General features: G+C 57.5%; 21 protein-coding genes and 1 other annotated feature. Of the genes, 19 read left to right on the plus strand and 2 right to left on the minus strand.

Features of this window, described 5'->3' with window-relative positions:
• Positions 1 to 29 precede the first annotated feature (29 nt).
• From L6439_RS10620 to argS, 4 genes are all read left to right on the plus strand, one after another.
• Entirely contained in the window at positions 30 to 1421 is a 1392-nt protein-coding gene (locus L6439_RS10620) for a leucyl aminopeptidase family protein (RefSeq protein ID WP_237096811.1), read from the plus strand.
• Between the two features lie 115 nt (positions 1422 to 1536).
• Complete coding sequence (locus L6439_RS10625; RefSeq protein ID WP_213469673.1) at positions 1537 to 2199, plus strand: HAD family hydrolase; 663 nt, start codon at positions 1537 to 1539, stop codon at positions 2197 to 2199.
• A 16-nt stretch (positions 2200 to 2215) separates the two neighbouring features.
• The gene (locus tag L6439_RS10630; protein WP_168180288.1) at positions 2216 to 2989 is read left to right on the plus strand and encodes a glycerophosphodiester phosphodiesterase; all 774 of its coding nucleotides are present in this window, start codon (positions 2216 to 2218) and stop codon (positions 2987 to 2989) included.
• A 45-nt stretch (positions 2990 to 3034) separates the two neighbouring features.
• Positions 3035 to 3290 (plus strand) — a binding site (T-box leader).
• A gap of 51 nt (positions 3291 to 3341) precedes the next feature.
• The gene (gene argS / locus L6439_RS10635) at positions 3342 to 5063 is read left to right on the plus strand and encodes an arginine--tRNA ligase (RefSeq protein ID WP_213469674.1); all 1722 of its coding nucleotides are present in this window, start codon (positions 3342 to 3344) and stop codon (positions 5061 to 5063) included.
• Between the two features lie 71 nt (positions 5064 to 5134).
• Here argS and L6439_RS10640 read toward each other — a convergent pair whose 3' ends face one another.
• Complete coding sequence (locus L6439_RS10640; RefSeq protein WP_168180286.1) at positions 5135 to 5467, minus strand: hypothetical protein; 333 nt, start codon at positions 5465 to 5467, stop codon at positions 5135 to 5137.
• Positions 5468 to 5825: 358 nt separating this feature from the next.
• On the minus strand, positions 5826 to 7274 hold the full coding sequence (locus L6439_RS10645; protein ID WP_168180285.1) for a hypothetical protein: 1449 nt from the start codon (positions 7272 to 7274) through the stop codon (positions 5826 to 5828).
• A gap of 169 nt (positions 7275 to 7443) precedes the next feature.
• Here L6439_RS10645 and L6439_RS10650 point away from each other — a divergent pair, with 169 nt between their 5' ends.
• The 15 genes from L6439_RS10650 (at position 7444) to L6439_RS10715 (ending at position 20913) form a co-directional block, all read left to right on the plus strand.
• Complete coding sequence (locus tag L6439_RS10650; RefSeq protein WP_168180284.1) at positions 7444 to 8022, plus strand: TetR/AcrR family transcriptional regulator; 579 nt, start codon at positions 7444 to 7446, stop codon at positions 8020 to 8022.
• Between the two features lie 65 nt (positions 8023 to 8087).
• Positions 8088 to 8429 carry a DMT family transporter gene (locus L6439_RS10655; protein WP_210429466.1) on the plus strand — a complete coding sequence of 114 codons (342 nt, stop codon included), beginning with the start codon at positions 8088 to 8090 and terminating at the stop codon, positions 8427 to 8429.
• A complete protein-coding gene (locus L6439_RS10660; protein ID WP_168180283.1) occupies positions 8429 to 8743 on the plus strand; it encodes a DMT family transporter in 315 nt (104 codons plus the stop codon). Before L6439_RS10655 ends, L6439_RS10660 begins: the two co-directional genes overlap by 1 nt.
• Before the next feature lie 854 nt (positions 8744 to 9597).
• Positions 9598 to 10275, plus strand: coding sequence for a hypothetical protein (locus L6439_RS10665; protein ID WP_237096812.1), 678 nt, complete (start codon positions 9598 to 9600; stop codon positions 10273 to 10275).
• 267 nt (positions 10276 to 10542) lie between these two features.
• Entirely contained in the window at positions 10543 to 10710 is a 168-nt protein-coding gene (locus L6439_RS10670) for a hypothetical protein (RefSeq protein ID WP_168180281.1), read from the plus strand.
• A 291-nt stretch (positions 10711 to 11001) separates the two neighbouring features.
• Entirely contained in the window at positions 11002 to 11544 is a 543-nt protein-coding gene (locus L6439_RS29460) for a permease (RefSeq protein WP_306434356.1), read from the plus strand.
• Between the two features lie 97 nt (positions 11545 to 11641).
• Positions 11642 to 11998: a permease gene (locus L6439_RS29465; protein WP_306434357.1), complete on the plus strand. Its 357-nt coding sequence runs from the start codon at positions 11642 to 11644 to the stop codon at positions 11996 to 11998.
• A gap of 183 nt (positions 11999 to 12181) precedes the next feature.
• Complete coding sequence (locus L6439_RS10680) at positions 12182 to 12928, plus strand: TIGR03943 family putative permease subunit (protein ID WP_331253381.1); 747 nt, start codon at positions 12182 to 12184, stop codon at positions 12926 to 12928.
• A 177-nt stretch (positions 12929 to 13105) separates the two neighbouring features.
• Positions 13106 to 13438, plus strand: a complete 333-nt coding sequence (locus L6439_RS10685) for a rhodanese-like domain-containing protein (RefSeq protein ID WP_213469676.1) — start codon at positions 13106 to 13108, stop codon at positions 13436 to 13438.
• A gap of 55 nt (positions 13439 to 13493) precedes the next feature.
• Positions 13494 to 15173, plus strand: coding sequence for a CoA-disulfide reductase (locus L6439_RS10690; RefSeq protein ID WP_213469677.1), 1680 nt, complete (start codon positions 13494 to 13496; stop codon positions 15171 to 15173).
• Positions 15174 to 15323: 150 nt separating this feature from the next.
• Entirely contained in the window at positions 15324 to 16232 is a 909-nt protein-coding gene (locus tag L6439_RS10695) for an SMP-30/gluconolactonase/LRE family protein (RefSeq protein ID WP_213469678.1), read from the plus strand.
• A 364-nt stretch (positions 16233 to 16596) separates the two neighbouring features.
• On the plus strand, positions 16597 to 17526 hold the full coding sequence (locus tag L6439_RS10700) for a dihydrodipicolinate synthase family protein (protein WP_213469679.1): 930 nt from the start codon (positions 16597 to 16599) through the stop codon (positions 17524 to 17526).
• A 375-nt stretch (positions 17527 to 17901) separates the two neighbouring features.
• Complete coding sequence (locus tag L6439_RS10705) at positions 17902 to 19047, plus strand: sensor histidine kinase (protein ID WP_213469680.1); 1146 nt, start codon at positions 17902 to 17904, stop codon at positions 19045 to 19047.
• A 90-nt stretch (positions 19048 to 19137) separates the two neighbouring features.
• Entirely contained in the window at positions 19138 to 20223 is a 1086-nt protein-coding gene (locus tag L6439_RS10710; protein WP_168180217.1) for a mechanosensitive ion channel family protein, read from the plus strand.
• 177 nt (positions 20224 to 20400) lie between these two features.
• Positions 20401 to 20913 carry a GrpB family protein gene (locus tag L6439_RS10715; protein ID WP_213469681.1) on the plus strand — a complete coding sequence of 171 codons (513 nt, stop codon included), beginning with the start codon at positions 20401 to 20403 and terminating at the stop codon, positions 20911 to 20913.
• Positions 20914 to 21017 lie beyond the last annotated feature (104 nt).

Below are 21017 nucleotides of genomic sequence, written 5' to 3' on the forward strand. Positions count from 1 at the left end.
CCATAGGCAATTCAGAAGCCGCGCAGGTCATGATTTATCCTATCTTCCTGGAAACGGCGGAGGCCCCGTGTCTGTCGCTTCCGCTCCATCCTCATATGGGCGAGCGCGGGGCTGTCACCTGGTATTACGACAGGCAGGATGAGCAGCATCTGCTGCTCGCCGGGCTCGGAAGCCGGCAGTCGTTCGAACCGGAACGCTTGCGCGAGGCTGCCGGCAACGCGGCGCGCGCCGCAGAGCAGCACAAGCTGCGCACCGCCGCGGTAGCCATGGACGGATGCCAGGGGATCGGCGACACGCGGGAGGCGGCGGCCGCCTGGGTCGAAGGCTGGCTGCTGGGAACGTATGCCTTCGACAAGTATACATCGCGCAAAGCGGTCCGCTGCATGGAGAGCGTCCATTTCCAGCCCGGGCCTGAGCCCGGTCTGGAGGAGGCGATTGCGCTTGGAGAAGCGCGCGCCGCGGGTATCGCCTTCGCGCGCGATATCGGCAACGAGCCGGCCAATCATCTGCGGCCGAAGACGCTCGCGGAGCGCGTGGCGGAGCGGTTCGCCGCCAGCGGCGTGCAGGTGGCATGCTACGAAGGAGAGGAGCTGGCTGCGCGGCAGATGTGCGGGTTGATCGGCGTCGGTCAAGGAAGCGCCCATCCGCCTGTCCTGATCGAATTGCGCTATTGCACCGATCCGTCCAAGGAGCTTATCGCGCTCGTCGGGAAAGGAATTACGTTCGATACGGGCGGAATCAGCCTGAAGCGGGATCATGATATTAGCGATATGCGAATCGATATGGGCGGGGCGGCCGCCGTCATCGGGGCGATGGAGATTATCCGCCGACGTGAAGTGCGGGCCAATGTAGCCGCGATCATCCCCGCCGCCGAGAATATGCCGGACGGCGGGGCGCTGTTGCCGGGAGATGTCTTGACGTATCCGAACGGCGTCTCGGTTCAGGTCGGCAATACCGATTCGGAAGGCCGGCTCGTTCTGGCGGACGCGTTGCTTCATGCGCATGCGATCGGCGCGAAGGAAGTGGTCGATATGGCGACGCTGACGTATTCCTGCCAAGGCGCGCTCGGCTCGAAGTATGCCGGGATCTGGGGCGACGAGCCTACCGTCACGACGCTTCGGAGCCTGGGCCGGCTCACGGGGGAGAAGGTATGGGAGCTTCCGCTCGCCGAGGAATATGCGGGCTACTTGGCAAGCGATTATGCGGATCTGTGCAATATCAGCCGGGTCGGCGAGGCCGGAGCGATTACCGCGGCATTGTTCCTGCGCCGGTTCGTGCATCCGTCCATGAGCTGGGCTCATATTGATATGGCGGCCATGAAGGAGGCCGCGTCCACGGCCGGGTACGTCGCGGCTGGCGCCACAGGCTACGGAGCCCGCTTGCTGGCCGAATTTGTGGCGGAGCGTTCGCGTTTGTCATAAAATTCGTTCACAATAAAGCACGTCACAGCAAAGCAGCTCACAGCATAACACGATCACAGCAAAGCTCGTTATAGTAAAGCACGTTCACAGAGGGAGAGACAGGTGGGGAGAAGCGGTGATTAAAGCGATCTTGTTCGATTTTGACGGACTCATCTTGGATACGGAAACGACCGAATTTATCGCTTTTCAAGAAATTTGCAGGCAGTATCATTATGAGATGCCCTTGGACGTATGGAGCCAATGGACGGGATCGGCCGACTCGGTGCAGCGCGCTTGCCGCCATCTGGAGCAGGCGATTGGTGCTCCGCTTGATCACGACGAGATTCGGTCCCGCCACGGAGAAGTCTTCCGCGGCATGATCGCCACGGCAGACTTGTTGCCGGGCGTCATCGAGAAGCTGGAGGAGGGCAAGCGGCGCGGACTCCGCATCGGACTAGCGACCAGCGCTCATTACGATTGGGCTGTCGGCTATGTGAAAAAATACGGTCTGCTGGATTATTTCGATTGCATCCGAACGAAGGAGGACGTGATCCGCTCGAAGCCGGATCCCCAAATCTATCGCGAAGCCTTGGCCGGGTTGAGCATCGGGCCGCAGGAAGCGATCGCGTTCGAGGATTCGCTGTTCGGGCTTCAGGCCGCCAAAGCCGCGGGCGTCTATTGCGTTGTGGTGCCGAATGCGCTCACACAAGGATTTGCGTTCGAGCAGGCCGATTTGCGGCTGCAGTCGCTCCTTGAGATCGATCTGGAGCAGATCATTGCCCGCGTGACACGGCAATAAAAGAGGAGGGATTTCCGTGACACGGAATTTTCCTATGGTTGGCGCGCATACCGGGGGAGGAGCGGCTCCGGACAATACGCTGGAGTCGTTCTGGGAAGGAGTGCAATCGGGCGCCGATATCGTCGAGATCGATCTGCGGGCGGCCGCCGACGGGACCGTCGTTCTGCTGCACGACGCGTCTCCCTTGCTGGACAGGTACACGTATGAGCAATTGAACCGGGCGGAGAACCGGATTCTATTAAGTCCTGTCTATGCGCATCGGGATATCGTGAAGCTCGACCGCATTCTTGATATCGCGAAGCAGCGGAGCATCAAGCTCAATCTGGATATCAAAAATGAGCATACGGTGGCTCCGGCGATGGAATGCGTTCACAGGCACGGTATGGAGAAGCAGGTGTTCGTCACGGGGTGCAGCGCCGGGATTGCAGGAAATTATGACGGCATTCGCGTTGTATATAATACTCCGGATAAGTTATGCGAAGCGGATGTCGCCGATTACGCAGCGTTCGCGCGGCGGGTATGCGAAGAAGCGCTGCGCTGCTCCGCTTACGGCTTGAACATGGATTACCGGACATGCCGCATGGAACTGGTGGAAGCGGCGCATGAGCGCCAATTGGCGGTCTGGGTGTACACGGTCAACGCGCCAGATGAGTTCAAGCGGTATATCGGCATGGGCGTTGATGCGATCACGACGCGAACGCCTCTTGCGTTGCTGGAGCTGAAGCCGTCCGCCCGGCGCCAAGGGGACGGATTGGCAGGCTTTTCCGCCCGAATGGAACGGAAATGTTGATTTCTCGGCTCGCGCACGATATAATGAACGACATTAACCGCATATCAGAAGACGATGATCGGGAGAGTACCGAACGTGGAGCCGTCAGCAGAGAGCCGGAACAGGTGGAAGCCGGCACGGCAGCGTCAGGGAAGCGGACCCGGGAGTTGAATGCCTGAACCGAATCCGCCGCGTACCATGGCGGAGTGTCGTGAAGTAGGGCATTCCGGCGCTGCCGTTATTCGGGAATAAGGGGAACCTGGCATTCGCATGCCCGGTTCAATGAGAGTGGTACCACGGATCCAATGCCTCCGTCTCTTTGCAGACGGGGGCTTTTTACTATTTTCATGAATAGGTAATGGAGGTTGTCGTCATGTTAAAACACACTGCAGCCGAGCTGCTGCAACCATTCGTCCAATTGCCGATGGAGGAACTGCTGCGCAGTCTGGAGCTGCCGCCGAAGCCGGAGCTGGGCGATTATGCTTATCCTTGCTTCCCGCTGGCGAAGCGGCGCAGACAGGCCCCGCATCAGATTGCGGCCGAGATCGCCGCGCAGGTGAATGAGCGGGGCCGTGACGGAGTCCGCGCCGAAGCGGCCGGCGGATACCTCAATCTGTTCTTCGATCCGGCCGTCCAGGCGCCGAAGCTGCTCGGACGCATGCTCCAGCCCGGCTACGGACGCTTGCAGATCGGAGCCGGCAAGCGGGTCGTTATTGACATGTCGTCTCCGAATATCGCGAAGCCGTTCGGCATCGGGCATTTGCGCTCCACCGTCATCGGCAATGCACTGGCCAATCTGTATAAGCAGGCCGGGTACGAGGTGGAGAAGGTGAACCATCTCGGCGATTGGGGCACTCAATTCGGCAAGCTGATCGCGGCTTACCGGCATTGGGGCGATGAAGAGGCGCTGCGCCGCCAGCCGATCGAGGAGAGCCTGAAGCTGTATGTGAGATTCCACGAGGAAGCGGAGCGGCAGCCGGAGCTGGAGGACGAGGCGCGCGAATGGTTCCGCAAGCTGGAGCAGGGGGATGCGGAGACGCTGGCGTTATGGTCGTATTTCGTCGATGTGAGCATGGAGGAATTCAACCGGGTGTACGAGCGGCTGGGCGTTCAGTTCGATCATGTGCTCGGCGAGAGCTTTTACAACGACAAGATGGGGGCGGTCGTGGAGCGGCTGACCGAACTTGGCCTGCTGGAAGAGAGCGACGGCGCCATGGTCGTCCGTCTCGATGAGGAAGGCATGCCGCCTTGTCTCATCCTGAAATCGAACGGCACGACAATCTATCCGACGCGCGATCTGGCTACGGCGATCTACCGGAAGGAAGTGATGGGCGCCGACAAGCTGCTGTATGTGGTCGGCGCGGAGCAACAGCTTCATTTCCGCCAAGTGTACGCGGTGCTTCGCAAGATGGGGTATGCTTGGGCGGAGGATTGCGAGCATGTCGCCTTTGGCTTGATGACCTTCAACGGCAAGAAAATGTCGACGCGAAGAGGCAAGGTCGTCTTTCTGGATGAGGTGTTGAATGAGGCGGTCGCCAAAGCGATGGCGATTGTCGAGGAAAAAAATCCGCAGTCCCCGGACAAAAAGGGCATCGCGGAGGCGATCGGGGTCGGAGCGATCGTGTTCGGCGACGTGAAGAACAACCGGATGCTGAGCGTGGACTTCCAACTGGACGAGGCGCTGCGCTTCGAAGGGGAGACGGCCCCTTATATGCAGTACACTTACGCGCGCACGCTGCGCCTGTTAGAGAAGGGGCAGGAGACGGATGTTGCGGGTGCACAGGATGAAGCCGCAGCAGCCGCTGCGCCGCTTCAAGGCCTGCATCTGTCCGGCCCGGAAGCATGGGCCTGCGTGAAGACCCTGTCCCAATTCGAGGAGACGCTCGCCGCCGCGGTCCTGCACAACGAGCCTTCGCTGTTCGTGCGCATGCTGCTGGAGGTGGCGAAGCAGTTCAACCGCTTCTATCATCATGAGCCGATTCTGGTCGACGATTCGGAAGCGAGAAGAACGAAGCTGGCGCTGACCGCCGCCGTCTCGAACGTGCTCCGCCAAGGGCTGCACATGATCGGAATTCAGACGCCCGCACGAATATAGCGTTTGGGGCGATGCAGGTTACGGGCCGCTTCCTCAATGAGGAGCGGCCCGATACATGCGGGGAATCCGCCTTAGTAGGCGCGATTCGTGTAGGAGCTCGCCCCGTAGGACGGCTGAACATAGCTAAGGTTGGCGGCGCTTTGCATCGATTGCTCCATTTGCTGGCAGAGCTGGGTCACTTGCTGCATTTGCTGCATCGCCGTCTGATGGCCTTGCAGCGCCGTCTGGATAATTTGCACCGCTTGGCGCTCGCGCTGAGCCAGCTCTTCCAGGCGGGAAGCGTTTTGCTGCTCCTGCTGCATCAATTGCTGGTACATTTGCGATGCTTGCTGCGTTTGGCGCATCATTTGAGCAATGATTTGCTCGCACTGATTGATTTGGGATGAGATAGATGTATTGTACATCGTGTGTTCCTCCTAAGTGTTGTTGATAGTTGCATACTTGGTTAGTGTTGCGCAAGCATGAGAAATTATGCATAAATCGAATTTTTTACCGTTTCCAATCCCCGTCCTCTATAATAACCTCAAGCTAACAGTCATCATGAGTTCGTTCATGACGAATATGGATGAAGGAATGGCATGGAATCGACGATCCGCGTAGCGGAGGCGGGCGAGCTTCCGCTGTGCGAGAAGCCCCGGCTAACTGAACAGGAACCGCTTGGCTTGATTTACAGCCCGCCTAAGATCAGACCCCCATGAATCACCCGCTGTCCCGTAAGGGAAGGCGGGTGATTGCCTTTCTAGGCGGAAGAAGATTATCCGTTTACGAGTCCCGGCGCCGCTGCAGTTCCTTGAACAGATGCCAGAGCGCGGAGACGGCCAGCGTGATGCTGACGGCGATTCCCGAAAAAATAACGCCCATCGCTAAATATTCGAAAAAAGAATATTCGGATAACCGCTTCCATTTCATCGGGTACTCCAAGTCGTCGATGATCTGATTCATCCCGTATATCCCGCTAATGACCGTGTAAATAGTCAGTATCTGCAGCATATAGCCGGAGCGGCGGCCCGTTGTATTCGCCTGGAATTCATACAGATCCGACAGAGTTCGCTTGACATCATTCAGCAGCGCATCATTCCCGTATTGTTCGCGGATGAGGCAGAAAATATCGCGCAATTGCGATTCCGCTGCCATCTCGCGGAAGTAATATTTAGAGGAGAAGAGCGTAATGTCGCGGATCAGTTCCTTGACCGTATCCTCGTTCTTGCCCACCTGAAGATGGACATGCTGGTTGGATAGCTTCAGCAATACGATTTTATGAAATAAGTTCAATATAAAAGCATAATAATACCGGCCATACATCTCGTTGGCCAATTCGGCGGCTACCTCCTCGGAAGCATTTGTCATGCAGCTCAGCACATGCTCATCGACGATGTAATAGGTGTGAGGCGCCCAACGAGTATAGGTGCGCGCGGCGGTATAGGCCTTCACATAGCCAAGATCGCTTGCCCGGATGAACGGGTTGCCGGCCTCATCGATTCCGTTCAGCTTCGCGGAGCGGAACAAATCGGACGCATGAATCGATTGTCGGTCTCCCGACTCAAGCGCGTAGAAGCCGATAGTGAACATGCGCTCGTTAATGAGAAAAGGAAGTTTCTCGAAGGCTCCGGACGGCTGATCCTCCCGTTCGATCCAATCGAACAGACCCGGTGTCAGTTCCTTGCTCATGAATTCGCGCGTCTCCCGATAAGTGCTGCCTGTATCCAAGGAATGGATGAAGGAGCGCCGATCATTCAACTCCCGGTTCTGAAGCGAACGGAAGCGCTTGGCGAATTCAAGGGCATGGCTCAGATAGCAGGTATCCTGCACCTCGGTGCGAATCGTAACCAGCGCTACGTCAAACGGACACAGAATAACGTCGACCGACCGGATGACGGCCTGCAGCTTGGCATATGCCATTTGGAACAAGCAGAGTGTCCCGAAGGTTTTGGAATAGCGCTGGAAGCCTTCCCGGTCCGGCAGAGAATCCGGAAACAAAATATAGTTCGTGTAGGGCAAAAACATGCTTTCCATCAAATGATGGGACACTGCATGATGAGGCCCGTAAAAAGCGGTCTCCTGCGAGGAATCAGACAAGCAAAACGGGACAAACCCTTCATGCAGCAGCTGCGTCTCCACACTTGCGAAGGCCGTCTTTTTCATTGAAAAGGGAAAAATAAATTGATGCAATGCGGTATTCAATGTTTTCTCATCTAACGGAATGCTCTGCATAGGCCGTACGCACCACCTGTTCACATAGATTGAGCGATAATAACCTTCCAGCATTATTTACACCGGAATGACGCCATTGAACACGCGGGCGCAAAGCCTTGACAATCAAACTCGAATGTGAAAAAATCTAACTAACGTTAGTTAGGTAAATGAATTGGAGGTATTACTTATGACGGCCAGTCGTATTTTGGAAGCTGCGTTGGAGCATTTCGCCGAGAGCGGATACGAAGGAGCCGCTCTGTCCGATATTGCCCGTCAAGTCGGTATTCGAACGCCTTCGATTTACGCGCATTTCAAGAACAAGGATGATCTATTCTTAAGTGTCATCGACAAGGCGGTCGCCGATCAATTGGAGCGGTTGAGGGATTATTTCGCTCAGCAGGGGGAGCGGAAACCAATTGGGGATCAACTGTATGGCCTGATTATCGATTACGAGGAACGATATCAGAACGACAGCCGCGTGAAGTTCCTGCTTCGCATGATGTTCTTTCCCCCGCCGCCGCTGCTGGACCCGGTTATGGAGCGGGTTAATGGTTATCTGGACGAGATGGAACGCCTGCTGGCCGAAGTCTGTGAACAAGGAATGGCGAGAGGGCAGCTGGCCAAGCTCGAGGTGCACACCGTCACGTCCGCCTTCATGTGCTTGCTGGACGGGGTGCTGGTGGAAATGCTGCTTGGGGGGCCGGTGCGTTTCAAAAAGAGACTGGAAGCGTCGTGGACGATGTTCCGGCGCAGCATCGCTCCGTAATCGGGCGGCGGTGAAGTGGATAAGCCATGCTACGTAGAGAGACGGGCAACAGGAGAGGTGAGAGTATGAATATTCATTGGATCAAAGTATTTATCGCTGCTTTTTTTGAAGTATTTTGGGTGATTGGCTTGAAGCATGCCAGCAATGTATGGGAATGGATAGGCACCATAATTGCCATCCTCATCAGCTTCTATGTCATGATCATGGCGGGGAAGAGGCTGCCGGTCGGCACCGTATACGCGGTGTTCGTCGGTCTGGGGACCGCTGGAACGGTCTTCTCCGATATTGTCTTCTTCGGCGAACCGTTCAGCGTGCCGAAGGTTCTTCTTATTCTCTTGCTCCTCGGCGGGGTAATCGGCCTGAAAATGGTTACGAAGGAGAAGGATAAGGAAGGAGCTGAGGCTTAATGGCATGGATCTCGCTGCTGTTGGCAGGGATATGTGAAATGGTTGGCGTAACGATGATTAACAAATTCCATGCGGAAAAAACATGGCAATCCGTAATATACATGATGATTGGGTTCGGAGCGAGCTTTGCCTTCTTGGCTTTTGCCATGGAGACGCTGCCGATGGGGACAGCCTATGCGATTTGGACCGGTATCGGCGCATCGGGCGGCGCCATTGTCGGCATGCTGGCCTACGGGGAATCGAAGGATTGGAAGAGGATTGTCTTTATTTGCATGGTGTTGGGAGCAGCCATCGGCTTGAAGCTTGTATCGTGATCGATTGTAATAATATCAATGCAGCGCCAGCGTGCGCTGCAGCTAATCCCGGCCGGGTGGCCGGGATTATTTGTTGTTTTGCGCCCGGTTCGGTCGTTGTGCGGCTCTTTATTCCGCTATCCCCTTCACTCAGCAGCCAGAATTTATCACGTTACAGGGAAAAAGCCAATAGGGAGCATCGTATCCTTTCCGTTTGTCGATCAGGTGGGGTACTCTGCCAGCTCTCTTGTGCTCATTATCCCGTTGCGTCAGAAGCATGGAAAAAGCGGAGATCAGGACTCAATTAGGCGGTTGTGCGCGACTCTATCCATAGACGATCAGACTTGTTTTTTTCTCATAGAGGAACCTCCTCCTGATTTTGAAGAATTTGATTATTTGCTAACGGAATGGGATAGCGACCCAAAGGCACGCTGACGGAACGGGATAGTGAAGCAAAGGGCTGCTGACGGAACGGGATAGTGAAGCAAAGGGCTGCTGACGGAATGGGATAGCGGGGCAAAGGCATACTGATGGAACGGGATAGCGGGGCAAAGGCATGCTGACGGAATGGGATATCGACGCAAAGGGCTGCTGACGGAATGGGATAGCGGGGCAAAGGCATACTGATGGAACGGGATAGCGACGCAAAGGGCTACTAACGGAACAGGGGATATCAGTATAAAGGCTCGAAAACGAGAACAGATGAGAACGCAGTGTGAACATGATAAGAACGTAAGAAGGATGCGAAGAAAAATTTGGTTACTGGCAAACTTTTTCCTTGGCTTATGAATCTATTAAGTAGGTACATAAATTAAGGAGGAAATCATACGATGGCATCCTATCGCAAAATGAGTCCCATGTTGGCAATATTGTGCATGCTGATCGCGACATCGCCAGCGGGCGGCTATGCCGCCCTGGTTGCGCCTGCAGCGGCGGATCAGAGGGGCGCGGATGTAGAGATAAAGCCGGAGCAATTGGATAAGGGAATTTTGAAAAAGTTAGATAGATTATTCCAGGAATTGTCCGGTTCGACAGAGACGAAAATGTCGTGGACAAGTGTAAGCTTAGGACCTGACGGGCTGTACTTTCTGTCGGACGCGGAAGGGAATCAGGCGCAGGTGACGGGTCAGGCGGGGGAAGTATCCATGGCGATCCTGCATATGAAGGCAGAGCAAGTCGGAGAGGCATTCAGGTCGGCGGCTGCCCAGGCGGTGAAGGAACTGGATCCGGCACAGAACGTTACATTCAATCATGCGCAGCGTACCTGCCGCACCGGACGCAAGGTGGTTACTTCTTTGGGCGGAAATGCGTTTTCAGTAACTTTTGATGGCGGCGATGTCTCGAGTATTAATTTGACGTATTCTTATGCGAATATGCCTCAAGCGGTAAAAGCGGGAACCCAGCGCCTGCTCAGGGTATTGGGCAACCAGACTTTTTGCGTCGAAAAAGCGGTGATGTACTCCGCCCAGAATAAGCTGGAGTGGAGGCTCGAGGCAAGAAATAACCGCACCAAAAAACGTGTTCTTATCTCGATCAACGCCAGCTTTTCATAACGTTATCGTATACACTTCGAGTTTTATCGCTTCGATATGAAACGGAACAGCGGAACGATATCGTAAAAACAGAAAAAGGTTGGATTGGCCGGCCTGTAAGCACGCTGCTTGCAGGCCGGCTTTTCGTTGCATCTGCCTATTTCGGTCACTATTTGCGTATACGCGTACATAAATAATAGAGAGGAGTATTCGAGAAGCGGATTTCGGCGCAGGCAGGCTGCAGGATTCGACGCCTCCAGCAAGATGCAGCGACGGGAGGAATGCTTAGTGATTGGTTTTTTGATCTGGGTGCTGAGTTGGGTATGCCTGTTCTGGATATGGGGGGAAGCGACGCAGCGCAAGGGGAAGCAGGTCGGCTGCTTGTGGGCGATCGTCGTCTTTTTGCTTGGCCCGCTGGGCATCATTTTATATCTGATTCTTCGCCAAGTTGACTAGCAGACGGACTATAGGAAGAAGCATCTGGAAAAGCATATCGGGAAGAAGAACTGTCCCCTGTCTCACGATGAGGCGCCGGAGATAGTTCTTTTTTTGTTCGGGATGCCGGTTTATCATGTTCAGGTTTTGCAAAAAAGCGAATACGGGCTTGATGGAGCGGGCGGGGCGTGGTACGCTGGCTTTGTTTTTGTTAATCGTAATAATTACTAATAATTCGGAATGGTATGGGACAAGTTCTCCATTCGGCCTTGCCGTTCCGGAGAGCAGCCGCAATAGGGGAGGTAACTTTTTATGAATGTCCTGTTCCGTTATGGCACATACGCCGTAACGGTTGTCTGCGCTGCCGTGCTGTATCTTGTGTTCACCAATCAGCGCCTGGCTGAAGTATCTGTTCCGGTCGATCCGGCTTTTCTGGGCAGCGCAACGACAATCGGCATCAGTCTGGTCATCGAGGCGTTGCCCTTTCTTATGCTCGGCGTGGCGGTTTCGGCCGTTTTGCATGAATTTGTGCCGGAAGGGTACATTGCGCGCTGGATTCCGCGCCATCCGTTGGCCGGAGTGGTGACCGCCTCACTGATTGGGGTGCTCCTGCCTCTATGCGAATGCGGGATGGTGCCCGTCGTACGGGGGCTCATTCAGAAAGGAATGCCCGTCTACGTCGGGGTACCGTACATTCTGGCTTCGCCGATCATCAACCCGATCGTGTTCGCCTCGACGTCGATGGCTTTCCGCAGCCAGCCTGAGATGGCTTATTACCGGATGGGGCTGGCGTTTGCGCAATCCGCTCAAGGAAGCACCGGGAGACCATGGGGGAGGGTGCCGGCACGGGGATGATGTACCGGAGCGTGCCGGACATCAGTATCCGGCGAAGGCCTCGCTGTGAACCAAGCTGCAAGCGAGTGTCTACCATGCGGGGGACGAGTTCCTTAATATGGGGAAATATTTGTTGATGGGCGCGTTCATTACGGCATTCATTCAGAGCGGAATCGGGCGGGATTGGCTGGCATCTGCCGTGCCGGAGGGAGCCGGCTCCCATCTGTTCATGATGGGCTTCGCGTATCTTATCTCGCTCTGCTCGACATCGGATGCATTCATCGCCGCTTCATTCAGTTCCATGTTAGCGGCGGGGCCGCTGCTGACTTTCCTTGTCTTCGGACCGATGCTGGATCTGAAGACATCGCTGATGCTGGCCGGTGTATTCCGCATCCGGTTCGTCGCCGGACTCAGTCTCCTGATCGCGGTCACGGTGTTGGCCTGTTCGCTTCTATGGCAGGCTCTGTTCATGTAATATCCGCCGGCTTCATCATGCCCAGCCGGTTCCTTTACTTTCATCCCGATAAGGAGTGATTTCGCATGTCCATACGGAAGCGCCCATGGCGGCAGGGACGGAGGCGGACATGCGGACTGCGGCTGTGCTCATCACCCGGGCGGCTTCCGCATCGGAAGACAGGCAGGATGGTCCCTCGTATTTGTGCTCCCCTTGGCGGCGGCTCTGCTGCTCCCGGTCTCCTCGCTTGGCAGCGCGATGGCGGAGAAAAAAGGCGTGCAATATTCCATCGCCCAGGAGCGGACGAGGGGCCCGGAGCGGGATCGGATGCCGGGCACGGAGGGGCGGTCCTCTGGGACGCGGGCGGACGGAACGTCAGCATCAGAGCTTCTGCTCGTGATGGTGGATTCGCCTGGCGCGATGCGGAATGAAGCGGGTGAGCCGGACGTTGTGGAACAAGCAGCCGAGCAGGAGGAAGAGAAGCTGTGGGATGGCCGATTCCCTTATGACCGTTACACGCTGATCTATGCGAAGCATGCGGCCAAGCTTGTCCAAGAGAAGGAGATCGGGATCCCGGAGAAGCTGTTCATCGAGACGATTACGACGCTCGATCTGTATAAGGAACAGTTCCAAGGCAAGACGCTTACGCTGCGGGGCTTCGTGCACCGGGGCGAGGGGATGGGGCGGAACCGGTTCGCCGTCGTGCGTTTCGCCCTGGAATGCTGCGCGGCCGATGCGTTCCCGTACGGCATCATGATCGAAGTGCCTGATGCGGCACGGTTCACCGATGACAGCTGGATTGAAGTGACCGGCACGTTGTCGAAGCTGAAGCTGGATGAGGGCACGGAAGTGATGAAGCTGGAAGTAAAGGACGGCGGCATTCGACTGATCGATGCGCCGCAGGATCCTTATGTCTACATGAACACCGATTTTTATTTCGACAAAGCATAAAGCGGAGGCGGGCCGGATGAAGGCCTGCCTGAAGCCGTGCGTCCGCTGATGGCCCGCCTGAGGCAGTCTCTCTGATGGAGGCCCATGGGGGATAGGCCGGTCTTCCGCATTGACGGGGGGAGGGAATGATGGTAATATACCCATAGGGGTATATAAAATGATAAAGGAGGAGCTGATATGTTCGGATGGCTCTTCAAGTTCCGGGCGAATAAATCTTCTTCGATTACGGCGCAGCAGCTCCAAGCGCTGCTGCCGCTGCAGGATGCGGTCATCGTGGATGTGCGTGAGCCTTCGGAGTATGCCCAAGGCCATATTCCCTCCGCGCTGAACCGGCCTCTGTCCGGGCTTGCGGCCAAGGTGAGCGGCATCCCGCAGGGGAAGAAGCTGTATGTCATCTGCCAGAGCGGGATGCGAAGCGTCCGGGCGGCCGGACTGCTGCGGCGGCATGGTTATGCGGATGTCGTCAATGTGCGCGGGGGCATGAACCGATGGACGGGACCGCGGAAATAATCTCTTTTTTTATATTATTGCATACCCGAAGGGGTATATGAGGAGTGGATGGAAGATGAAACAGCGCAAAATTGTGATTGTCGGCGGGGTGGCGGGCGGCGCGACGGCGGCTGCCCGGCTGCGACGTCTGGATGAGCATGCGGAGATCATTATGTTCGAGCGAGGGGAGCATATTTCGTACGCGAACTGCGGGCTTCCGTATTATATTGGCGGCGTCATTCCGAAGCGGCAGTCTCTGCTCGTGCAGACCGCCCAAGGCATGTCGACGCGGTTCCGGCTCGATATTCGTACAGAGCAGGAAGTGACGGCCATCGATCGGGATCGCCATATCGTCTCCGTTCGGAACGTCAAGACGGGAGAGCAGTACGAGGAAGCGTATGACACGTTGATTTTGTCTCCGGGGGCGAAGCCTATCGTGCCGCCGATCGAAGGGTTGAAGGAGGCGAAGCGGACGTTCACGCTGCGAAGCATTCCGGACACGGACCGGATTAAGCGGCATGTGGACGAGACATCGCCAGAGCGGGCCGTCATAGTCGGCGGCGGCTTCATCGGCCTGGAGATGGCGGATAATCTGGCCCATCGCGGCATCGCGGTAACTGTCGTTGAAATGGCCGATCAAGTCATGGCGCCGCTCGATCCGGAAATGGCGGCCATCGTGCATCATCATCTTCGGGACAAAGGAATTGAACTGATATTGGGGGACGTGGTCAACGCGTTCCGGGACGAGGGGCGGTCCGTCGTTCTCGCCAGCGGGCGCGTGCTGCCGACGGATATGACGATCCTGTCTATCGGTGTCCGGCCAGAGAATGAGCTTGCCCGATCGGCGGGGCTGGCGCTCGGCGAGAGAGGGGGCATTCTCGTCGATGAATATTTGCGCACGGAGGATCCCGATATTTGGGCGATCGGCGACGCCATTGAAGTGAAGGATTACATTCACGGCACGCCGGCCATGGTGCCGCTCGCCTGGCCGGCGAACCGTCAGGGCAGACTGGTCGCGGACAACATTTGCGGGAAGGGCCAGCCATACCGGGGCACCCTAGGGACCGCGGTGGCAAAGGTATTCGATCTGACGGTTGCGGCGGCGGGCAGCAATGCGAAGACGCTCCGGAAGCTGGGCGTACCGTATGAATCCGTCCATATTCATCCGGCTTCTCATGCCGGGTACTACCCTGGCGGGTCGCCTATCTCGCTCAAGCTGACCTTCCATCCGGAGACGGGCGCTATTTACGGAGTTCAGGGCGTCGGCAAGCAGGGCGTGGACAAGCGGATCGACGTGGTGGCCACCGCCATCAAGGGCAATCTGGCCGTGCACGACCTGCCCGATCTTGAATTGGCCTATGCGCCTCCCTATTCGTCGGCGAAGGATCCGGTCAATATGCTCGGCTATGTCGCCTCCCATGTGGTTGACGGCGAAGTGAAAGTCGTCCACTACGACCAGATCGACCGGATGGTGCGCGATGGCGCCTGCCTCATTGACGTAAGGGAGTCCGCCGAGCGCGAAGCGGGCTATATCGAAGGCTCGATCCATATTCCGCTGGGCGATCTCCGCAGCCGGCTGGACGAGCTGCCGCAGGATCGGCCGATTGTCGTCAGCTGCCAGGTCGGGCTGCGCGGCTATCTGGCCACCCGCATTCTTGATCAGCACGGCTTCGAGAGCATGAACCTGAGCGGCGGGTACAAGACCTATGCGGCTTACTACGGCAGCCGCAATCCGGCAACCGCCTGCGCGAAGTAAAAGGGGAGGCTCTATCTTTCATACAATCGCAGTTATGGGACAGGGACGTGATGGCTGATCGCGTCCCTGCCGGCATTGGGGGAAAAAACAGGGACGAACACGGCAATCTATGGTAGGATGTGGGAAAGGGGAGATGGAGGAACGCATACGATGAAAGCGGAGATGTTATATGATGACAGAGCGGCGCTCGGCGAAGGGCCGGTATGGGATGAGCGCACGCAGCGCCTCTACTGGGTTGATATTACGGGAAGGGCGATCCATTATGCTGAGCCTGCATCCGGGAAGCGGGAGACGATGGCCGTGCCCAGCTATGCCGGCGCCGTCGCCTTGACGGAATCGGGGCGTCGCCTGCTGTGCGTGCTGCAGGACGGCTTCTATTTCGTTCACCCGGATACGAAGGAACTCGGCCGTATCGGCGACCCGGTTCTTCATTCGGGACAGATGAGGTTCAATGACGCGAAATGTGATCCGGCAGGCCGTCTGCTGGCGGGAACGCTCAGCCTAATCGAAGGAAAGCTGAGCCTGTCCAAGGGAGAAGGGGAGGCTTCCCTCTACCGATTGGATCCGGATGGCAAGGTCGTCACCCTGTTGGAAGGCATCACGCTGTCGAACGGGATGGGCTGGAGTCCGGACGGCGGAACGATGTATTATATCGATACCCCGACGATACGGGTCGATGCGTTCGACTATGATGTGGCGCGGGGCGAACTCGGCAACCGCCGTCCCGTCATCCGCATCTCCGATGGAGAAGGGATTCCCGACGGGATGACCGTCGACGCCGAGGGGATGGTATGGGTGGCTCATTGGGGCGGCGCCCGTATTACGCGCTGGAATCCGGAGACGGGAGAGCAGCTCGCAGCCGTGCCGATTCCTGCGGCGCATACGACCTCGCTCTGCTTCGGCGGCCCTTCGTACCGCGAGCTGTATGTCACGACAGCGCGTACCGGGATGAAGGAGGAGCAGCTCGAGCAGCAGCCTTATGCGGGCGGCGTATTCCGCGTCGAGCCCCAAGTGGCTGGTCTGCCCCCGAGCCGCTTCGATGATCGGCTGCTGCCGTGACTCGCGGAGCGAGCCCCGGTGCCGGCCAAGGAGTCGGGGCTCGCTCGCCCGGTCGGCTAGAAGCTCCTCTGGACCGCAGCGGCGCGGCGAATGTCATCAGATGTCCATAATGTGGCCTGGCATCGGATCAGACGCTATGCTAAAGTTACAGTAGAAGGGATATTGTCGGGCACCGCCGCGAAGGGCTCCCTGATCGAGTGAACTCATGTTGGCGGCGCGATACGGAAGCGGGACGGAGAAAATTTTTTCGACCATTAATGTTATCGATAACACGAACGAGGCTTAGACGTACGTTCATTCCATAATCCGCCGACTCGTCCCGGCCAACTACGCAGATCTACAGCAGATGAAGGAGCGATTAAGCATGAAGCAACGCAGTGCATTGCAGGGGATTATTCCGCCGGTCATTACGGTATTCGACGAGCACGGTCAGCTCGATACCGCGGGCATGGGGCGGATGATTGATTATTTGACGGAAGCCGGCGTTCATGGCTTGTTTTTTCTCGGCTCAGCGGGTGAATTCTTTCACATGTCGGCTGAGCAGCGTAAGCAGGTCGCTGAATTCGCGATCCGGTATACGAACGGTCGCCTTCCGGTTCTCATCGGAACCGGCTCGAGCCGCACAGACGAAGCAATCGAGCTCAGCCGCCACGCCGAGTCGGCCGGCGCGGATGCGGTCGTCGTCCTCAATCCGTACGCCGCGAAGCTAAGCGGCGAGCAGCTGTACCGTCATTATGCCGACATCGCCGAATCGGTGTCGCTGCCGGTATACATTTACAATTATCCGGGCCTGACCGGGCAAGAGGTGAAGCCGTCCATCGTGGCTGCATTGGCCGCGGCGTATCCCAACATTGCCGGAGTCAAGCAGACGGTGCAGCAGATCGAGCCGATTTTGGAGGTGATCCGCGATGTGAAGGGGCAGCGGCCGGAGTTCGCGGTGTTCGCCGGCTACGATCATCTTCTGCTGGAGACGCTGATCGCGGGAGGCGACGGCGCGGTTCCGGCGAGCGCGAACTTCGCGCCGCATCTGACATGCGGGCTGTACGAGGCCTACCGGCGCAGCGATCTGGCGGCCATCGCCGATACTCAGCGGAAGCTGTTCCGGATCGTGTCTGAGGTGTATCCGTTAGAAGCCCCGTTCTTCCATACGATTAAGGAAGCGGTCCGGGCCTCCGGCATTCCTATACCGACCCATGTCCTGGCGCCGGCCCGGCCGCTAACCCCGGAACTGCGGGAGGAGCTGGGGAAGCTGCTGGAGCGCCACGAGCTGCTGCGCATGCTCCAAGGAAGCTGAACGGCAAGCGGCTTCCCGGCAGAGCGGGCCTGGCCTGACAGCGAGCCGGGTTCCGTTCTGCGCTCTTGAATCTACCGAAGCGCGGCAAGCCCTTGTCCTCTCCCGATGGAGCAGGACAGGGGCTTTTATGGCGTGTCAGGGAAGGAAGACGTTCGTTCGCGTATCACAATTGTTAAGCACTTCTTCATCTTTTCTTCATGAAATGTTAGCAGGCTCTTCATCAGCGGCTCCTATACTGATACTCATATTCAAGCTGCTGAAAAAAGGGATTTGACTTGTTCGGAATGCGATGGAGAAAGGGAGAAGCTTATGAATCGAAGTGTACGAAACCGGATACGGAATCCCCAGCCTCGGGAAGCACGGATAGCAGGCCGAATGATAGAGAGGCGAGGGGGAGGCCATCCAGACGCGGCCCGCTTCCTATGGAAGCTGCTGTTTCTCGTTGGCATTTGGTTAGGCGGCGCTTTTGCGATCACGATGTGCGGGTTGGCCGCTTTGCGCTTCATAATGCATGCGGTCGATATTCCACCGTTGTGGAAGCTTTACCGCCTTCTGTCTTCCATCATGGATGTCGAAGGCATGGCGCTGGTGGGGACCGGGGTGCTGTTCATCGCGGGCCTGCTGTTGCTTCTCGGCGCCGAAGCGGTCTATTACGGGCAGATCAAGGACAGTCTCGTCCGCCTCGCAGATGGGGAAGCTGCGAGCCCGCTTCCCGTCAGACGATCGGCGGCGGAGTTAGGCGAAGCGGCGGATGCCGTCAACCGGCTGTCGCGGGAGATGTCTGCGGCCCGGGAGACCCAGCATGCGGCGGCCGAGCGGATGAATAGGCTCATGACCGAACTGTCGCATGAGGTGCGTACGCCGCTGACATCGATCCTGGGGTACTTGCAGTTGATCGCGGAAGACGGGTATAGGGATGAAGTGGAGCTGCGCCATTATGTTCAGATTGCGCGCGACAAGGCGCTGCACTTGAGCCGGGCGGTCAACCGGCGGTTCGAACTGGCAAGACTGCCTCAGGTTCCCGAACGGGAAGCGTGGCATCCCGTCGATGTGCGTCGGCTGCTGATGCAGCTCGCGGAAGAGCACCAATCCCGTCCGGAGCGGCCGAGGCTTGCGATCGCGCTGGACTGTGCGGACGACGGCGGGCAGCCGATGATGATATACGGGGACGGGACCCGGCTCATGGAAGCGTTCGAGATGCTGATAGCTGAAACGGCGCGGGCGGGCCGGCCTTATGGACCGATCCGAATCGGATTGTTCGAGGCAGAGGAGGAGGCCGTCGTCCAGATTCGGAACGACGGCGTTCGCGGAGCGGTTGTGCCGAGCCGCGAGGAAGGCATGCTCCGGCCGGCCGAGCGGCTGCCTGGGCGGGATGAACGGCTAGGCGGCGGCTGGGCGGAAGCCCGGGAAATCGTGGCTTCGCATGGCGGAACGGTTGCCGTATTCGGCCCATATCCGCGCAACGCCTATGAGGTCCGCCTTCCTTTGTTGCGCGCCTGGGATGCCGCCGCCGAGGCTTGACCGGGCCGTGCCGGCGGCCTGCCTTTTCCCATCCAAGAGGTCAATGTTATAATGGAACCCAACTTTAAGATAATGAGGTGAATCACCCAATTGCTTAATGAATGGATTCCTGGCCTGTTAGAGTCAACGGAGTGGAGCCGGTGGATCGGCGCCGCCGGAGTATTGCTGCTGTTTTTGCTGTTCCGCAAGCTGTTCACGAACTACCTGTTCGCCCTGCTGGTGCGCGGGTTGTCGCGCTCGAAGGGGGCCACGCATTTTTTGACGGCGTTTGAGAAGCCGATGCAATGTTTTTTTGTCCTTGTCGGCATTTATCTGGCCTGCAAAATGGTCTTTCCTCCAGGCGGAGCCTTGCTGCTTGCGATCGGAAAAATTTACCGCAACGCCATCATCGTCCTCATTGCTTGGGGACTCTATCATATGGCGGCCCGCTCATCGAGCTTGTTCAGCGGGCTGTCTGCGCGGCTTGGGATCGACGAGTCGAGCATGCTGATTCCTTTTTTGTCCAAGGTGCTGCGCTTCCTCGTCGTCATCATAGCCATTACGATGATCGCCTCGGAGTGGGGCTACAGCATTAACGGCGTGGTCGCGGGGCTTGGCCTGGGCAGTCTGGCGATCGCGCTGGCCGCTCAGGACACGCTCAGCAATTTTCTGGGCGGGATTGTCATTATTACGGAAAAGCCTTTCTCCAAGGGCGATTGGATTATGACCCCGAGCGTGGAAGGGACGGTCGAAGATATTACGTTCCGCAGTTCGAAAATCCGAACCTTCGCCCATTCGCTCGTCACGGTGCCGAATGCGACGCTGGCGGGCCAGGCGATTACGAATTGGAGCCGGATGGGGAAGCGGCGGGTCACGTTCACCCTGAACGTCGCGCTCGATTCGGATCGCGAGCGGCTGCAGGCGGCCATCGCCAAAATGGACGCCCGCCTGCGTGAGAACGAGGCCGTAGACCCGGCCGTCATCATGGTCCGATTCAGCGAGTTCAATGAGAGCAGTCTGGGCATCTTCTTCTATTACTTCACCAAGACGACGGTATGGGCAGAATATTTGAAGCATAAGGAACAGATCAATCTGATGATTATGGAGGTTCTCGAGGAAGAGGGAGTCTCGCTTGCGCTGCCGAGCCAGCGGGTCTATGTGGAAGCGGCTCCTTCGCCCGAGCGTTTTCCGCTGTAAGGCAGGCGCTTGGGAGCGCGCGCGCCTGGAGGCCGGGATGCTTCCGCGGGTTGGCCAGTTGCTTAGCATGGAAGTGCCGGAGTACGTTATTAGAGAAAGCTGCGGTTCCGGGAAGCGCGAGGGGATTGCAGGGAACGGGCGAATCGCGTGAACAAATGGAAGAAAAGGGGGATAACGATGGAAACGGTCGTCATCAGTGACTATAACCCGGACTGGGTGCACGACTACGAACAGGAGAAGCGGGCTATCAAGGAGGCGCTCTCGGATATTGCCGTAGCGGTAGAGCATATCGGCAGCACTTCGGTTCCCGGATTGGGCGCGAAGCCGATCATTGATATTATGGTTGGCGTGCATCGGCTGGAGGACTTGACCGAGGCGCATATCGAGCGCCTGGCCGCGATTGGCTACGAGTATGTGCCGAAGCCGGATTGGCCGGAGCGCCGATTTTTCCGGCGCGGCCGCTGGCGGGCGGGGACGCATCATTTGCATATTTACAGGCATGGGGATACCCATTGGGAAGAGCAGTTGCTGTTCCGCGATTATTTAAGGTCCCGCCCGGATGTCCGGGAGCAATATAGACAGTTGAAGCTTGCACTGGCCAGCCAGTATCCGGATGATCGCGTCGAGTATACGCGGCGGAAGGCGCCATTTATCGAGCACGTGCTGCGCCTGGCGCGCGAAGAAGACTGAAGCCCGTCCTGACCCGGACGGGCTTCGTCATAAGCGGCGTTCCCGCCCGGCAGGGCCCGGGCGGGATAACTGCTCCAGGAAGGCTCGCTCGCTTCCGCTTCGCT

The sequence above is a fragment of the Paenibacillus dendritiformis genome, from assembly GCF_021654795.1.
In the GTDB taxonomy this organism is placed as follows: Bacteria; Bacillota; Bacilli; order Paenibacillales; family Paenibacillaceae; genus Paenibacillus_B.

Excerpts from the sequence above, each read along its gene's own strand:
- L6439_RS10620 (WP_237096811.1), top strand. The coding sequence starts at position 30 with ATGATTTATCCTATCTTCCTGGAAACGGCGGAGGCCCCGTGTCTGTCG.
- argS (WP_213469674.1), top strand. The coding sequence starts at position 3,342 with ATGTTAAAACACACTGCAGCCGAGCTGCTGCAACCATTCGTCCAATTG.
- L6439_RS10640 (WP_168180286.1), bottom strand. The coding sequence starts at position 5,467 with ATGTACAATACATCTATCTCATCCCAAATCAATCAGTGCGAGCAAATC.
- L6439_RS10645 (WP_168180285.1), bottom strand. The coding sequence starts at position 7,274 with ATGCAGAGCATTCCGTTAGATGAGAAAACATTGAATACCGCATTGCAT.
- L6439_RS10650 (WP_168180284.1), top strand. The coding sequence starts at position 7,444 with ATGACGGCCAGTCGTATTTTGGAAGCTGCGTTGGAGCATTTCGCCGAG.
- L6439_RS10655 (WP_210429466.1), top strand. The coding sequence starts at position 8,088 with ATGAATATTCATTGGATCAAAGTATTTATCGCTGCTTTTTTTGAAGTA.
- L6439_RS10660 (WP_168180283.1), top strand. The coding sequence starts at position 8,429 with ATGGCATGGATCTCGCTGCTGTTGGCAGGGATATGTGAAATGGTTGGC.
- L6439_RS10665 (WP_237096812.1), top strand. The coding sequence starts at position 9,598 with ATGCTGATCGCGACATCGCCAGCGGGCGGCTATGCCGCCCTGGTTGCG.
- L6439_RS29460 (WP_306434356.1), top strand. The coding sequence starts at position 11,002 with ATGAATGTCCTGTTCCGTTATGGCACATACGCCGTAACGGTTGTCTGC.
- L6439_RS29465 (WP_306434357.1), top strand. The coding sequence starts at position 11,642 with ATGGGGAAATATTTGTTGATGGGCGCGTTCATTACGGCATTCATTCAG.
- L6439_RS10685 (WP_213469676.1), top strand. The coding sequence starts at position 13,106 with ATGTTCGGATGGCTCTTCAAGTTCCGGGCGAATAAATCTTCTTCGATT.
- L6439_RS10690 (WP_213469677.1), top strand. The coding sequence starts at position 13,494 with ATGAAACAGCGCAAAATTGTGATTGTCGGCGGGGTGGCGGGCGGCGCG.
- L6439_RS10695 (WP_213469678.1), top strand. The coding sequence starts at position 15,324 with ATGAAAGCGGAGATGTTATATGATGACAGAGCGGCGCTCGGCGAAGGG.
- L6439_RS10700 (WP_213469679.1), top strand. The coding sequence starts at position 16,597 with ATGAAGCAACGCAGTGCATTGCAGGGGATTATTCCGCCGGTCATTACG.
- L6439_RS10705 (WP_213469680.1), top strand. The coding sequence starts at position 17,902 with ATGATAGAGAGGCGAGGGGGAGGCCATCCAGACGCGGCCCGCTTCCTA.
- L6439_RS10715 (WP_213469681.1), top strand. The coding sequence starts at position 20,401 with ATGGAAACGGTCGTCATCAGTGACTATAACCCGGACTGGGTGCACGAC.